Consider the following 15,739-nt stretch of genomic DNA (forward strand, 5'->3'; position numbering starts at 1 on the left):
GCGCTTGCATGGCATGCAAGAGGTCAGCGGTTCGATCCCGCTTAGCTCCACCAAATTCTGCACCCAGCGGATTTGGTTCGTAAAGAGGTCCTGTGGGGCTATAGCTCAGCTGGGAGAGCGCTTGCATGGCATGCAAGAGGTCAGCGGTTCGATCCCGCTTAGCTCCACCAAAATTCGAACCCTCGCTACGGCGGGGGTTTTTGCTTTTTGCGCCGTTAATGTAAATGACGTTAAGCTTACGTCAGCGTGTATCGAGCAAATAAAAACCAACGTAATTTAGGAATTTTTCTCGATTTATTTTCTTGCCTGCCATTATTAACCAACATACTATTTTCTGATTGCTTATAATTTTTTAGCCGCAGAGGTGTTGATTAACAATAATGACTGACATATTTAACATCAAAGTTAAAAAAACTCTGCTGGCGTTAATTGTTTGTTTGATTTTTATTCCGCTATCTCGATTAATTTCTCCGCAAACCCTTATCGACGGAAAACAAATTTATCTGGCATGGCTGCCATTAAGCGTAATGTACGCAACCATTTGTATTTTTGGCCGTTACGCCGTTGCCCCCTTGATTGTTGCGTTTGCAATTACTAATACATTTGTAATAGATCTAACTTATACACAGGCCGCTATCCTGTTATTTTGTCAGTTATTTTCCGTCTTTTTCACCTTCGCTATCATGCGCTCGTTGTCGGGGAAAAAATGGCGTAGCGGAAGGCCTGCCAAGCGCCATATCGGTCGCCGTATCTTCTGGGGCGGCTTCTTTGCCCCCATTCTGCTTAAGCTGACGATGTATCTGGCGGGGCGCTTCTTCGCCTTCCCGCTTGCCGTCTCCAGCTACTTCAGTACCGCGTCGATCATCTATTCCGTTATTGATATCCAGGCGTTGATATGCGCCGCCTTAATCTTTACTACCGCTTTCTATTACCCGATGAGAATGATGGTTTGCCCACGTTACCGGCGGGTGTTTTGGTTGCGTCATTGTCAACCGTGGCTGGTGAAAAAAAGAAGAGCCTTTACCATATATTGGTTTATGGTATTAATCACAATCATGCTGGTGCTTTGCGCGCCTTTTGATTCAGATTTAATTGCTGGATATCTGGTGCCGATTATTTTTATTCTCTACTTCATCGGTATCGGCCGGCTGGGGCACGAATTAATTCGCATTACCTGGGCTATTTCGGCATTCTTTTTAGTGGCCTATAACAAAAATTTTCTCCAGGGCGTTCAATCGGGGTACTCCTTGTCATTTGTCCTGTCGGTGTTAATTTCATTCACGATTTGTTTGTTTTACATGACGGATATTTATTCGCGTAGCGAGAGAATTAAACAGCGCTGGCGCGATCGGGCTGAAGAAGATCCGTTAACCGGGTTACCCAATCTGCGGGCGCTGGAAGGGCATTTGCGCCAATCGCCTCGGGTTGTTATTAGCAGCCTGCGTATCGAAAACCTGGACTTCCTTAGCCGTCACTACGGCATGATGATGCGTGTAGAGTGCAAACGGCAAATAGCCCGCCGTCTGCAGCCGCTCCTGGATCACCACGATAAAATTTATCAGCTCCCGGGTAGCGAGTTATTGCTGGTGATAGAGGGGCCGGAACCGGCGGCACGGTTAAACCACATCGTCTCGATGCTTAACCACGCTAAATTTAACTGGCATAACCAGGATCTGGATTTAGAGTTTGGCGCGGCGTGGGGTAGTTACAGCGGCATTGAGACCGAATTACACCCCATGCTTGGCCAGCTTAGCTGGTTATCGGAGCAGGCTGGCGCCGTGCAGCGGGTGTTGGCGTTAGATATCGCGCAGGAAGAGGTTTCCGATCAAACGACCGAACAGGTACGGATGCTGACGAAAATAAAACAAGCGCTGAACGAGCGTAGCCTCCTGCTGTATGCGCAGCCGATTCAGAACGCAGAAGGGGAGGGCTATTACGAAATCCTCACCCGTATGCGTTGCGGCGAGACGATTATCACGCCGGATCGTTTTATTCCGCTTATTGCGCAGTTCAACCTCAGCCAGCGTTTCGATATGCTGGTTCTGGAAACGCTGTTCAGCCAGATCGATCACCATCCTGGCCGACGCTTCTCCGTCAATTTGCTGCCGTATACGCTGATGCAAAAGGATAGCGCCGCTCAGATTATCGCATTGTTTAAGCGTTATCGCGTATCGCCTGCGTATATTACTATTGAGATAACCGAGGAGCAGGCGTTCTCGAATGCGGATACCAGCATGCATAATATTCAGCTGCTGAGTGAGTTCGGTTGCGCTATCGCCATTGATGACTTCGGTACCGGTTACGCGAACTATGAGCGTCTGAAGAGCCTGCAGGCGGATATCGTAAAAATTGACGGCTGCTTCGTGCACGAAATCGAGAGCGACCAGCTTGATGCGATTATCGTCAAATCCATAATCGAAATCGCGCGGGCGAAACAGCTTACGGTAGTCGCAGAGTACGTCGAGACAGAGGCGCAAAAGGCGATGCTGTTGGCGCTGGGCGTCGATTATTTACAGGGTTACCTGATTGGCAAACCGCAGCCGTTAAGCGAATTGAAGGCGTAAAAAAGCCGGGCGATAACGCTGCCCGGCTTGTTATGCTATTAACGTCAGTTTGGGATTACAGCACCAGCGCAGCGATGGAAGCTGACAACACGCTGACCAGCGTGGAACCGTAAACCAGTTTCAGGCCAAAGCGGGAAACCACGTTACCCTGCTCTTCATTCAGGCCTTTAATTGCCCCGGCGATGATACCGATAGAAGAGAAGTTGGCGAAGGAGACCAGGAAGATAGAGATGATACCTTCCGCACGCGGGGAGAGCGTCGCTGCCACTTTCTGCAGATCCATCATCGCCACGAATTCGTTAGACACCAGTTTGGTCGCCATAATACTGCCCACCTGCAGCGCTTCGCTCGCCGGCACGCCCATCACCCACGCAACCGGATAGAAGATGTAGCCGAGGATCCCCTGGAAGGAGATGCTGTAGCCAAACCAGCCGGTGACGGTCGCGAACAGGGCGTTGAGTGCGGAAATCAGCGCGATAAAGCCGATCAGCATCGCCGCGACGATAATCGCTACTTTAAAGCCTGCCAGAATGTATTCGCCCAGCATTTCGAAGAAGCTTTGACCTTCGTGCAGATTGGACATCTGCAGGTTTTCTTCGCTCTGCTCAACGCGGTACGGGTTAATCAGCGACAGGACGATAAAGGTGCTGAACATGTTAAGCACCAGCGCGGCAACCACATACTTCGGCTGCAGCATAGTCATATACGCGCCGACGATAGACATCGAAACGGTAGACATCGCGGTTGCCGCCATGGTGTACATACGGTTGCGCGACATTTTGCCGAGAATATCTTTATAGGCGATGAAGTTTTCCGACTGACCGAGGATCAGCGAGCTGACGGCGTTGAAAGATTCCAGTTTACCCATGCCGTTAACTTTCGACAGCACGGTACCGATAGCGCGGATGACAATCGGTAGGATGCGAATATGCTGTAAAATACCAATCAGCGCGGAAATAAAGACGATTGGGCACAAAACCTTCAGGAAGAAGAAGGCCAGACCTTTATCGTTCATGTTACCGAATACGAAGTTGGTGCCCTCGTTGGCGAAACCGAGAAGTTTCTCGAACATCTCGGAAAAGCCTTTCACAAAACCCAGACCGACATCGGAGTTCAGGAAGAACCAGGCCAGCAAAACTTCAATAACAAGTAATTGAATAACATAACGAATGCGGATCTGCTTACGGTTGTGACTGACCAACAAGGCCAGTATAGCCACCACAACGATCGCGAGGACAAAATGCAAGACGCGGTCCATATTTGCTCCAAATATGAGGCAGGTTAAATTTCCGTGCACATTCTATGCAACAAGCCTAAATAAAACGAGATCGAATCCACACTATTGCAAGGATATGTGACCAATAACAAAAATAGTGATCAATCGTACATTTTTGTTATGTTATGCAAAGGTATTAAAAGTTGCATTAATGTACTAATCTGATGAAAGGCGCGTTGTCCACAGCTTCACGCCCGTTTCGTTATTTGGCCTACTATCGTTCCCTCCTATCAAAGCAATCATTATCACCTTTCCAAATGAACTTGATAATCATTCGCATTTTGATAGCATTAAACATAGCAAAGGCTATATTTCCAGGGGCAGAAAATGACTAGCAGTCGCGTTGAGAATAGCAGCGGTCGCGCAGCGCGCAAGATGAGGCTCGCACTGATGGGGCCCGCGTTCATTGCTGCCATCGGCTACATCGATCCGGGTAACTTCGCCACGAATATCCAGGCAGGCGCCAGCTTTGGCTATCAATTATTATGGGTAGTGGTCTGGGCGAACCTGATGGCGATGCTGATTCAGGTGTTATCGGCCAAGCTCGGTATCGCCACCGGTAAAAACCTCGCGGAACAGATCCGCGATCACTACCCGCGCCCGGTGGTGTGGTTTTATTGGGTACAGGCGGAAATTATCGCCATGGCGACCGATCTGGCTGAATTTATCGGTGCGGCCATCGGCTTTAAGCTGCTGCTCGGTATTTCCTTATTGCAGGGGGCGGTGCTGACCGGTGTCGCTACTTTCCTGATCCTGATGTTGCAGCGTCGCGGGCAGAAACCGCTGGAAAAAGTCATCGGCGGGCTACTGCTGTTTGTAGCAGCGGCCTATGTGGTTGAACTTATCTTCTCGCAGCCGGCGTTAGCGCCGCTGACCAAAGGCATGATCATTCCGAGTCTGCCTAATGGTGAGGCGGTATTCCTTGCCGCCGGGGTACTCGGCGCGACGATTATGCCGCACGTTATTTATCTGCACTCGTCGCTGACGCAGAACCTGCACGATGGGTCGCGCAAAGAACGCTATAACGCCACGCGTTGGGATGTGGCGATTGCGATGACCATCGCTGGTTTCGTTAACCTGGCGATGATGGCGACCGCCGCTGCTGCGTTTCACTTCAACGGCCACACCGGCGTGGCCGATCTCGACCAGGCTTATTTAACTCTCGAACCGCTGCTCAGCCATGCCGCCGCGACGGTTTTTGGTCTCAGTCTGGTTGCCGCCGGTCTCTCGTCGACGGTAGTCGGAACGCTTGCCGGGCAGGTCGTGATGCAGGGGTTTATCCGCTTCCATATTCCGCTGTGGTTTCGCCGGACAATCACCATGCTGCCGTCATTTATCGTGATTATGATGGGGCTGGACCCGACGCGTATCCTGGTGATGAGTCAGGTGTTGCTGAGCTTCGGGATTGCGCTGGCGCTGGTGCCACTGCTGATTTTTACCAGCGATGCGCGGTTAATGGGCGATCTGGTAAACAGTCGCTGGGTAAAACGCATCGGTTGGCTGATTGTGGCGATTGTGGTGGCGCTGAACGGCTGGCTGATTATTGGTTCAGCATTAGATTAATACGGCAACAAAAAAGGGAGCTTGCGCTCCCTTTATCAATTAGTGGTGCCCGTGGCCGTGACCACGTCCGCCGCCCGGGCCTCGGCCCCAGCCGCCACGACGATCGTTCCAGCCTTCGCGATAGCCGCGCTCGTAAGCGCGACCACGATCCCAGCCGCGTTTATCCCAACCGCGATGCCAGCCGTTATCATGGCGATGCCAGCGGTGATCGCGCCATTCATAATGACGACGCCAGTAATCACGGTCGCGCCAGCCGCCACCGTCCCAGTAGTTACCGTAACCGTCACGATCGCCAATTTGTAATTTTACCGATGGCAGCAGGGTGATTTCACCAGCATTAGCGATAACCGGCGCGCATGCCAGTAGTACCGCAGCCAGAATCAGTGACCTGAACATACTCTTCTCCTCACGATCGGGTCTTAAATGACCTGTTAACCAGATATTACGAGCCGGTAAAGAGACGTAGCATCAGGGAACTCTTAAATCGCAAGAAATAGCATTTTTTGCCAAAGTAAAAATGAGTTTACACCGCAAGGATCGCGTCAATAGCGGCGCACTCTTCAGCGCTGAACTGGCGATTGCTTAACATGCCTACGGCATCATCCAGTTGCGCCGTTTTACTGGCGCCGATCAGCACTGACGTCACCTTATCTTCTCGCAGCACCCAGGCTAACGCCATCTGTGAGAGCTTCTGTCCACGGCGCCCGGCAATGGCGTCAAGTTGGCGGACTTTTGCCAGCCGCTCGGCGGTGAGCTGTTCCGGCTGTAAAAAACGGCTATTGCTGGCTGCGCGCGAGTCTGGTGGAATACCGTTTAGATAGCGGTTGGTCAACTGGCCGCCAGCCAGCGGTGAAAACGCTATACTTCCCACGCCTTCGGCCTGCAGCATCGCTAATAATCCTTCTTCCACCCAGCGTTCAAACATCGAATATTTGGGTTGGTGAATCAGGCATGGCGTGCCGAGATCGTCGAGGATAGCGATAGCCTGACGCGCCTGCTCAAGCGGGTAGTTTGATAAACCAACGTAGAGCGCTTTCCCCTGGCGAACCAGATGATCCAGCGCCCGCATGGTCTCCTCCAGCGGCGTCTCCGGATCCGGGCGGTGGTGATAAAAGATATCGACGTACTCAAGGCCCATCCGCTTCAGGCTCTGGTTGAGGCTGGCGACCAGATACTTGCGCGATCCCCAGTCGCCATAAGGGCCGTCCCACATGGTATAGCCCGCTTTACTGGAGATGATGAGTTCGTCGCGGTAGGGCAGAAAATCTTCTTTCAGGATCCGCCCGAAGTTGCTCTCCGCCGATCCCGGCGGTGGGCCGTAATTGTTCGCCAGGTCGAAGTGGGTAATACCAAGGTCGAAGGCGTGACGCAGCAACTGGCGGCTGATCTCTACCTGTGTTTCATCGCCAAAGTTATGCCACAGGCCGAGAGATATCGCCGGTAGCTTCAGGCCGCTGTGCCCGCATCGGCGGTACTCCATGGCCTGATAACGCGTGTCGCTTGCCTGGTAAACCATACTTCCTCCGCATCAAAACAGGGTGTGTATACGTTTACACTAATCAATGTTGCACGCGGAGTATATGGGGAAAACGCGTAAATTTTGCTTTCCACCCTCTTTGTTGCTCACAATCTGGACAGGTAAAACGCATATCTAATACTCAGAATACCTGCACAACAACAAGGATTATGGATATGCAACCGACTTACACCATTGGCGATTATCTGCTGGATCGTCTCGTAGATTGTGGTATCGATCGCCTGTTTGGCGTACCTGGTGATTACAACTTACAGTTTCTCGATCACGTGATAGCCCATCAAGATTTGGGATGGGTCGGCTGTGCTAACGAACTGAACGCGGCCTACGCCGCAGACGGCTATGCGCGTATAAAAGGCGCTGGCGCGCTGCTAACCACCTATGGCGTAGGAGAGTTAAGCGCGTTGAATGGGGTGGCCGGTAGTTATGCGGAACATATCCCGGTGCTGCATATTGTGGGCGCCCCTTCGACTGGCGCGCAGCAGCGCGGTGAACTCCTGCACCATACGCTCGGCGATGGTGATTTCACCCATTTCTCGCGGATGAGCGAACAAATTACCTGTACTCAGGCGACGCTAACGGCGGGCAACGCCTGTCATGAAATTGACCGGATATTAAGCGACATGCTGACCCACCACCGCCCAGGGTATCTGATGCTGCCTGCCGACGTGGCGAAAGCCCGCGCGGTGCCGCCGGCCCGCGCGCTGGTCATTAAGGGCCCGGCGGCCGATGAAAACCAGCTTGCCGGCTTTCGCGAGCACGCGGCCAAACTGTTACGCAGCAGCCGTCGCGTGTCGCTGCTGGCGGATTTTCTCGCCCAGCGTTACGGTCTGCAAAACACACTACAGCAGTGGGTTAAGTCCGCGCCGATAACCCACGCCACCATGCTGATGGGGAAAGGGCTATTTGACGAACAAGGCTCAGGTTTTGCCGGGACCTATAGCGGGATCGCCAGCGCGCCGCAGACTCGCGAGGCGATGGAAAGCGCCGATGCCATCATCTGCGTGGGTACGCGCTTTACCGATACGATTACCGCCGGCTTTACCCATCATTTGCCAACGGAGAAAACCATCGAAATCCAGCCGTTCGCCGCGCGGGTTGGCGATCACTGGTTCAGCCGGATCCCGATGGATCAGGCGCTGGCGGCACTCATTGACGTTTCTGGCAAGCTGTCCGCCGAATGGAGCGCGCCAGATATCATCGCGCCCGACGCTTCCGGCGCGCCGCAGGGTAATCTGACGCAGAAAAACTTCTGGAGTACGGTCGAGAAACAGCTGCGGCCGGGCGATATTATTCTTGCCGATCAGGGGACCTCGGCATTCGGCATCGCCTCATTAAAACTTCCCTCCCAGGCGACGCTGCTGGTGCAGCCGCTATGGGGCTCAATCGGCTTTACGCTACCTGCCGCCTACGGCGCACAGACAGCCGCCGCGGACAGAAGGGTGGTATTAATCATTGGCGATGGCGCCGCCCAGCTCACTATCCAGGAGATGAGCTCAATGCTGCGCGATAAGCAAAAGCTGTTGATTTTGCTGTTGAATAATGAGGGCTACACCGTCGAGCGCGCGATTCACGGGCCGGAACAGCGCTACAACGATATCGCATTGTGGGACTGGGGCCGCTTTCCCGATGCTTTTGCGCCGGATACGCCTTCCCGCTGTTGGCGGGTAACGCAAACCGGCGAATTGGCGGAGGCGATGGCCGATAGCGTTAATTCCGATAAGTTAACGATGGTCGAAGTCATGCTGCCGAAAATGGATATTCCTGATTTCTTACGCGCGGTCACCCAGGCGCTGGAAAATCGCAACAACCGCGGCTAATCGCCGCGGCGTTTGGCAATCATCAACGGCTTCCCGGCCAGCAGTAGCCAGGCCGGGAGCATCACGATACAAAGCAGCGGCAACAGGGTGGTGTCAGGCACCACTACTGACGCCATAAACAGACTCAGCCAGCCGTCGCGGGTAACGACCAGCACCAGGCCGAGGATCGCGCAGGAGATGGTAATGGCGGCCGGTACCGCTTCAACGTGAGCATGCAGCATTAGCCCCAACGAGACGCCGACAAACACCGCCGGGAAAATACGCCCGCCGCGGAAACCGCATGCGGACGCCAGCACCAGCGCCGCCAATTTCACCACGGCAATGAGCAGAAAATCGCCGGCGCCAAGCGTCTGGCTGGAGGCCAGTTGCTGCATTTCGTCCAGACCTTTAAATAGCGTAATATGTCCGCCGATAACGCCCAGGATCCCCAGTAAAAAACCACCGATTCCCAGCATTAACACCGGGTTTTTCAGCCGGTGGATGAGCGCGTGCAGACGCGGCAGACACCACACGGCGACCATGCCGACGGCGATGGCGATAAGCGTGACAATCGCGCCGCTGATGATATCGACGATGCGCAGGTGCGGATAGTGCGGGATTGGCAGGGTGAAATTGGGATGGAAAAAAATACCGGTCGTCAATGCGCCTGCCGCCGCCGCCAGCAGCGGGGCGAACAGCCGGTCCCATAACGGAACGTCGCTGCTGCTATTGAGCGTTTGCGAAAAAATAAGCGCCGCGGCAACCGGCGTGCCGAACAGCGCGCCGATGGTTCCCGACGCGGCGAGAATTGTCCAGTCCAGCGAACTTACCCGTGGAAACAGACGCGAACCGAGGGCGACGGCAAGCGCTATATTGACGACCATGATCGGATGTTCCGGCCCGAGACTGACACCGCCCGCGAGGCCGAGAATCAATGCCGCCAGTAACCCCGGTAGCGCGTTGGTGGCGATGGGCGCGCCGATCAAGGATTCGGTTGCCGGATCCGGCCCCCCATGACCGGGGCTGAAACGGACTACCAGCCCCACGGCAATCCCGGTGAGAGTGAGGATGGCAATTATCCACAGCGGGCTATCGGCGGCAATGCCGACATGCGCCGGCAGGTCGCTCCACAAGATGCTCTGCAGAATCGCGGCGATCTTCATCGCCACAATCAATACCAGGCTGGAAGCGATACCAATAAGAATGGCGGGTATCGATAACAACAGCATCGTTCTGGCGCGCGGGTGCAACATGAAGGGTTCCTTTTAAATGTCCTGAAGCGCTACTTTGCCTGTCTCTGTAAAGAGCTTCGGCGCAAATGGTGCTGAAACGATAAACTTAAGGCCAAACCTGACGTTGCGTGTAGGTCATAAGATGCCGTGTTACATAGATTACAGGCTAAATGTGACCAATGTCGCTAAACTACCGGCGGCTGTACGTTGGGCGTTGTTGTTATGTCGCCATGAATTTACAGTGTGCGAAAAGAATTATTTTGACTTTAGCGGAGCCGTAACGGAATGACAAAATTTGCTTTAGTAGGAGACGTCGGCGGAACTAACGCCCGTCTGGCGTTATGTGATATCGCAAGCGGGGAGATTTCCCGCGCTAAAACTTATTCCGGGCTCGATTATCCAAGCCTTGAGGCCGTTGTACGCGTCTATCTCGACGAACAAGCCGTGAAGGTCGATGATGGCTGCATCGCCATTGCGTGCCCCATCACCGGCGACTGGGTAGCGATGACCAACCATACCTGGGCTTTTTCTATTGCCGAGATGAAAAAGAACCTCGGATTCGCGCATCTGGAAATCATTAATGATTTTACCGCGGTGTCGATGGCGATCCCAATGCTCAAAGACGAGCATCTGATCCAGTTCGGCGGCGCGCAACCGGCGGAAGGTAAACCGATCGCAGTCTACGGCGCAGGTACCGGTCTTGGCGTAGCGCACCTGGTACACGTTGATAAACGCTGGGTGAGCCTGCCTGGCGAGGGCGGCCACGTTGATTTCGCGCCGAACAGCGAAGAAGAGGGCATTATTCTCGAGGAGCTACGCAACGAGTTAGGCCACGTGTCCGCCGAACGCGTTCTGTCCGGCCCGGGATTAGTTAATCTGTATCGGGCGATTGTTAAATCCGATGGCCGTTTGCCTGAAAACCTGCAACCGAAGGACGTCACTGAACGCGCGCTGGCGGATACCTGCATTGATTGTCGCCGCGCGCTGTCGCTATTCTGCGTCATCATGGGGCGCTTTGGCGGTAACCTGGCGCTGACCCTCGGCACATTCGGCGGCGTGTACATCGCAGGCGGTATTGTCCCGCGTTTCCTTGAGTTCTTTAAGGCGTCGGGTTTCCGCGGCGGGTTTGAAGATAAAGGGCGCTTTAAAGCCTACGTGCAGGATATTCCGGTTTATCTCATTGTCCATGATAACCCAGGCCTACTGGGCTCCGGCGCGCATTTGCGCCAGACGCTGGGGCATATCCTCTAAACCACTCTCAGCCGGGCGGCGGTGTCTGCCGTCGCCCATCTCATTACAGATTCATCAACTGGCGAAACTCTTTCACCTTACTGCGGCTGACCGGCACCTGAAACTCAAGGTCGCGTAGCCGTAGGACGTAGGTGTTGTTGAACCATGGCTCTATTTCGCGAATTTTATTCAGATTGACGCAGTACGAGCGGTGGCAGCGAAAGAAGTGCGCAGCCGGCAGTTTGCTGCAGAATTCAGTGATGTTCATCGGCATGACGAATGATTCACGGCGCGTATAAACGAAGGTCATTTTTTCATGCGCTTCCGCGTAATAAATATCATGAATGCTGGTGACGATGATCCGCTCGTCTTTAATCAGATTAATGGTGTCGTTTTCGCGGGTTGGGTTGTGCGCGGGCGCGCCGCTCACCGCCACCTGCTGCTGTTGCTGCCAGGCGCTGGACAGCTTCTGCAGCATGTTAATAATCCGCGATTCCTGATAAGGCTTAAGGATGTAGTCAAACGCTTCCAGTTCAAAGGCTTCCACCGCATGTTCTTTCCACGCGGTGATAAAAACGATAAACGGCTTATGCGCGAACTGGCTAATATTTTGCGCCAGCAGTACGCCGTCCAGAGAGGGAATATTGATGTCGAGAAAGATGGCATCGACTTTATTGTGCTGCAGGAATTTCAGCACATCGAGACCGTCGTCAAAGGTGCCGACGATCTCCATCTGGCTGTGAGTATTAATCAACCAGGTGAGTTCCTGCTGCGCCGGGAACTCATCTTCCACAATAATAACTTTCATGTTTTCTCCGCTCATGGCAACAGCGACACCGGTTCACTCGCCGGGGCGTGCTGGTTGGGGACGTAGAACGCAATCTCCGTTCCCGGCGTCAAGCGGCGGATATGCAGCCCTTCGCCGTAGAGCAGTTTCACCCGATGATGAACATTCAACAGACCAATTTTATTGCCCGGCATCTCGTCGGCTTCGACGCGGGCTACCACCGCTGGGTCAATACCGTTACCGGTATCCCGTACGCTAATGCGCACCCGGTTTCCGCATTCGTTGATGGCGATAGTCACCACGCCCTTACCCCGACAGGGTTGAATACCGTGGACGATGGCGTTTTCAACCAGCGGCTGAATGAGCAGGCTGGGGATGACGCAGCTGACGTCCTCGTCAATATCATAAATCACCGTCAGCTTGTCGCCGAATCGCGCCTGCTCGATCGCAATATAATCCTTAATTTGGTATAGCTCGCGCTTGATGTCGATCTGCTCGTCATCTTTTAACTCAATGTTATAGCGTAAATAACGCGACAAATTGAAAATCAACTGTCGCGCGGTATCCGGATTCATGCGGATGGAAGAGGAGATGGCGTTAAGCGCATTAAACAGAAAATGGGGATTAATTTTACTTTGCAGGGCGCGCAGTTCCGCTTTATTGGCCATTTCTCGTAGTTGTTCGGCCCGCGAGACTTCAAGCTGAGTGGAGATAATTTGCGACAGGCCGATCGCCATCTCCTGCAGCGAGGAGGTAATACGATGCGCATGGCAGTAGTAAATTTTCAACGTGCCGGTCACCACGCCTTTCTCACGTAGCGGAATGACCAGCATGGAGTGGATCTCCGGCGTTCTGTAGGCTTCGTCGTTGTTTTTAATGATGATGGTGTCGCTTTCAATGGCTTGACGAGTGGTTGGGCTGATATCGTTGTTGCGATCGTTATAGTTATTTTCCCCGTAACCAACATAGGCCAGCACCCGGTCAGTGGTGGTAATCGCGACCGCATCGGCATTGATGTCCCGGCGAATAATATCGCAAACCTGACGCAGCGATTCGCTGTTAACGTGGCGGAACAGCGGCAGCGTTTTGTTGGCGATATCCAACGCCAGTTTTGCCTGGCGCGCCGCGCTGGCTTCTTTCTCGCCTTCCACGCTCTGGACCAGCAGCACAATAAAACCGATGCAGATGCTGCCAAGGATCATCGGAATACCGATTTTGGAGACAATATCGATCCCCAGCGCCAGCGTCGGCGCCCACAGCACCACGAGGATCATGGTTAGCGTTTCGCACAGCATCCCGGCCAGAATCCCCACCTTCCAGCGCTGGGCTTTCGGAATTTTGCGATTAATAAGCCCGGAAAGTAGCCCGGCGACAATGCTGGTGATAAAGCAGGGGATGGCCGTTACACCATCAATATCAATGAGATAGCGGTGTACCCCGGCAATCACGCCGACAATCGCGCCGACCCACGGCCCAAACAGGATCCCGCCGGACATCACCGCGATAATCCGTACGTTGACCAGCGAACCCTCTACCGGAACGCCGGACCAGGTGCTGAACAGCGCAAACATGGAGAAAATGGCGGTGACCGCCAGCAGCTCGCGAGGCGTATGCGCCGATTTATGCAGCAGTTCGCGGAACAGGCGTAAGCGGATAAGAAAAAAGAGGCAAATGAGCATTAATGCCGCGCGGTCAAAAACCGCCAGCAGCATATTAAATATATCGTGCATGGATGCGCCCAGGATTCGCGGGAAAGCAATATGATAGAAAACCTCACGCCAGAAGGCTAGCAGCAGAGATAAATGGGGAACAGGCTTAAAAATTAAAGGGGATAAGTCGCTCACTCCAGCTATCAGGCCGTTTATGAGTAACGATGATACATTTGAGTATTATAAATGATATCAATATGTTGATTGTTTATTTACGTTACATTCGTTTCGGGAACACGTTCAGCCGCATACTGAGGCGTGATGACCCGTTTTACGCGTGGGCGAATATTTTTTATCAACCCTCTCGACAGCGTGTTTTTTTTCAGGTTATTTTCTAAACGTGCCACATCGGTGGCCGCGTCGCTCGGACGGTCCGGGCGCTAACGTTAATCTGAGGAATCTATGGCTGAATTCAGTCCTGAACGCCGTTTTACGCGTATCGATCGTCTCCCTCCGTATGTTTTTAACATCACTGCCGAACTGAAGATGGCTGCGCGTCGGCGCGGCGAAGATATTATCGATTTCAGTATGGGCAACCCGGATGGTGCCACGCCGCCGCATATTGTTGAAAAACTGTGTACCGTCGCCCAGCGTCCGGATACCCACGGTTACTCTACTTCCCGCGGTATTCCTCGTCTGCGCCGCGCGATTTCACGTTGGTATCAGGAACGTTATGACGTCGATATCGACCCGGAATCAGAAGCCATCGTGACGATTGGTTCGAAAGAGGGGCTGGCGCATCTGATGCTGGCGACGCTCGATCATGGCGATACGGTGCTGGTGCCAAACCCCAGCTATCCGATTCATATTTACGGCGCGGTTATCGCCGGGGCGCAGGTCCGTTCCGTCCCGCTGGTGGAAGGCGTAGATTTCTTCAATGAACTGGAACGCGCGATCCGCGAGAGTTATCCGAAGCCAAAAATGATGATTCTGGGCTTCCCCTCGAACCCTACCGCGCAGTGCGTCGAGCTCGATTTCTTTGAGAAGGTGGTGGCGCTGGCGAAACGCTATGACGTGCTGGTGGTGCACGATCTGGCCTACGCTGATATCGTCTATGATGGCTGGAAAGCGCCGTCGATTATGCAGGTGCCCGGCGCGCGCGATGTGGCGGTCGAATTCTTCACCCTGTCAAAAAGCTACAACATGGCCGGCTGGCGTATCGGCTTTATGGTGGGGAATAAAACGCTGGTTAACGCGTTGGCCCGCATCAAAAGTTATCATGACTACGGGACCTTTACACCGCTGCAGGTGGCGGCGATTGCCGCGCTGGAAGGCGATCAGCAATGCGTGCGCGATATTGCGGAACAATATAAACGTCGTCGTGATGTGCTGGTGAAAGGGCTGCATGAGGCAGGCTGGATGGTTGAGTGCCCGAAAGCGTCGATGTACGTGTGGGCCAAAATTCCGCAGCCATATGCGGCAATGGGATCGCTGGAATTCGCCAAAAAGCTGCTGCAGGAGGCCAAAGTGTGCGTCTCGCCGGGAATCGGTTTTGGCGACTATGGCGATACTCATGTGCGTTTCGCGTTGATCGAAAACCGCGATCGTATCCGTCAGGCTATTCGCGGCATCAAATCCATGTTCCGTGCCGATGGACTGCTACCGGCGGCCAGTAAAACGGTGACTGAACACCACGAATAAAAAATGGGAGCCGCCTGGCTCCCATTTCTTTGCTGCATAGCAGGTTAAATCATCAGGGCGAAAGTACCGGCCCAAACGATGACCATAAAAGAAATTCCCATCAAAAAGTATTTCACGACATGTCACTCCGCATTTCGGCGAAACGCCTAAATGAATTTAACTTTAACCGTTGTGGGACTGTCGCAGATAAAACCAGACTATTCTGGCGGCTGCGGCAGTCCGAAATTCTGTGCGCTATTTGCTCCAGATGGCGCTAATGTACGCTTAAAAAATGGTGGAAACAAGATCCATTTTTTTATTAATTTTTAGTTACTTACGACTGTCGTGAATAGGCGACACATTAATTTCATTCGGTAATAAATTCAATTACGGCGACGGTGATTTAAAGCAATACCCGGACATTT

At 53.3% G+C, this 15,739-nt stretch carries 12 protein-coding genes and 1 tRNA gene; 6 read left to right on the plus strand and 7 right to left on the minus strand.

Translation table 11 applies throughout. The features are described from left to right. Positions 1-94: 94 nt before the first annotated feature. Positions 95-170: transfer RNA gene (locus tag ABLU86_RS07005), tRNA-Ala, on the plus strand. A gap of 210 nt (positions 171-380) precedes the next feature. Then, on the plus strand, positions 381-2,564 hold the full coding sequence (locus tag ABLU86_RS07010; RefSeq protein WP_336193746.1) for an EAL domain-containing protein: 2,184 nt from the start codon (positions 381-383) through the stop codon (positions 2,562-2,564). A 55-nt stretch (positions 2,565-2,619) separates the two neighbouring features. Here ABLU86_RS07010 and nupC read toward each other — a convergent pair whose 3' ends face one another. Beyond that, complete coding sequence (gene nupC, locus ABLU86_RS07015; protein ID WP_013878156.1) at positions 2,620-3,822, minus strand: nucleoside permease NupC; 1,203 nt, start codon at positions 3,820-3,822, stop codon at positions 2,620-2,622. 345 nt (positions 3,823-4,167) lie between these two features. On the opposite strand from nupC, the gene ABLU86_RS07020 reads away from it, so the two are divergent. Next, complete coding sequence (locus ABLU86_RS07020; RefSeq protein WP_020078211.1) at positions 4,168-5,403, plus strand: Nramp family divalent metal transporter; 1,236 nt, start codon at positions 4,168-4,170, stop codon at positions 5,401-5,403. A gap of 39 nt (positions 5,404-5,442) precedes the next feature. Here the strand turns inward: ABLU86_RS07020 and ABLU86_RS07025 are convergent, their stop codons facing one another. Beyond that, the gene (locus ABLU86_RS07025; protein ID WP_013878154.1) at positions 5,443-5,799 is read right to left on the minus strand and encodes a DUF2502 domain-containing protein; all 357 of its coding nucleotides are present in this window, start codon (positions 5,797-5,799) and stop codon (positions 5,443-5,445) included. A 127-nt stretch (positions 5,800-5,926) separates the two neighbouring features. Further along, complete coding sequence (mgrA, locus tag ABLU86_RS07030) at positions 5,927-6,919, minus strand: L-glyceraldehyde 3-phosphate reductase (RefSeq protein ID WP_348796151.1); 993 nt, start codon at positions 6,917-6,919, stop codon at positions 5,927-5,929. 176 nt (positions 6,920-7,095) lie between these two features. Here mgrA and ABLU86_RS07035 point away from each other — a divergent pair, with 176 nt between their 5' ends. After that, a complete protein-coding gene (locus tag ABLU86_RS07035; RefSeq protein WP_348796150.1) occupies positions 7,096-8,757 on the plus strand; it encodes a thiamine pyrophosphate-binding protein in 1,662 nt (553 codons plus the stop codon). On the opposite strand, the gene ABLU86_RS07040 is transcribed toward ABLU86_RS07035, so the two are convergent. Further along, entirely contained in the window at positions 8,754-9,989 is a 1,236-nt protein-coding gene (locus ABLU86_RS07040; protein ID WP_013878151.1) for an ion channel protein, read from the minus strand. The genes ABLU86_RS07035 and ABLU86_RS07040 overlap by 4 nt on opposite strands. A gap of 264 nt (positions 9,990-10,253) precedes the next feature. Between ABLU86_RS07040 and glk the strand changes: the two genes are divergently transcribed. Further along, positions 10,254-11,219 (plus strand): glucokinase, encoded by a 966-nt coding sequence (gene glk / locus ABLU86_RS07045; RefSeq protein ID WP_020078214.1) that lies wholly within the window; start codon positions 10,254-10,256, stop codon positions 11,217-11,219. 43 nt (positions 11,220-11,262) lie between these two features. Here glk and ABLU86_RS07050 read toward each other — a convergent pair whose 3' ends face one another. Then, on the minus strand, positions 11,263-12,006 hold the full coding sequence (locus tag ABLU86_RS07050; RefSeq protein WP_013878149.1) for a LytTR family DNA-binding domain-containing protein: 744 nt from the start codon (positions 12,004-12,006) through the stop codon (positions 11,263-11,265). Between the two features lie 11 nt (positions 12,007-12,017). Further along, positions 12,018-13,715, minus strand: a complete 1,698-nt coding sequence (locus tag ABLU86_RS07055; protein ID WP_013878148.1) for a sensor histidine kinase — start codon at positions 13,713-13,715, stop codon at positions 12,018-12,020. Between the two features lie 381 nt (positions 13,716-14,096). On the opposite strand from ABLU86_RS07055, the gene alaC reads away from it, so the two are divergent. Further along, the gene (gene alaC / locus ABLU86_RS07060) at positions 14,097-15,335 is read left to right on the plus strand and encodes an alanine transaminase (RefSeq protein ID WP_013878147.1); all 1,239 of its coding nucleotides are present in this window, start codon (positions 14,097-14,099) and stop codon (positions 15,333-15,335) included. A gap of 44 nt (positions 15,336-15,379) precedes the next feature. On the opposite strand, the gene ypdK is transcribed toward alaC, so the two are convergent. Continuing rightward, on the minus strand, positions 15,380-15,451 hold the full coding sequence (ypdK, locus tag ABLU86_RS07065) for a membrane protein YpdK (RefSeq protein WP_077777854.1): 72 nt from the start codon (positions 15,449-15,451) through the stop codon (positions 15,380-15,382). Between the last annotated feature and the right edge of the window lie 288 nt (positions 15,452-15,739).

The organism is Klebsiella sp. JN_Kp121 (assembly GCF_040062145.1).
Lineage (GTDB): Bacteria > Pseudomonadota > Gammaproteobacteria > Enterobacterales > Enterobacteriaceae > Klebsiella > Klebsiella aerogenes.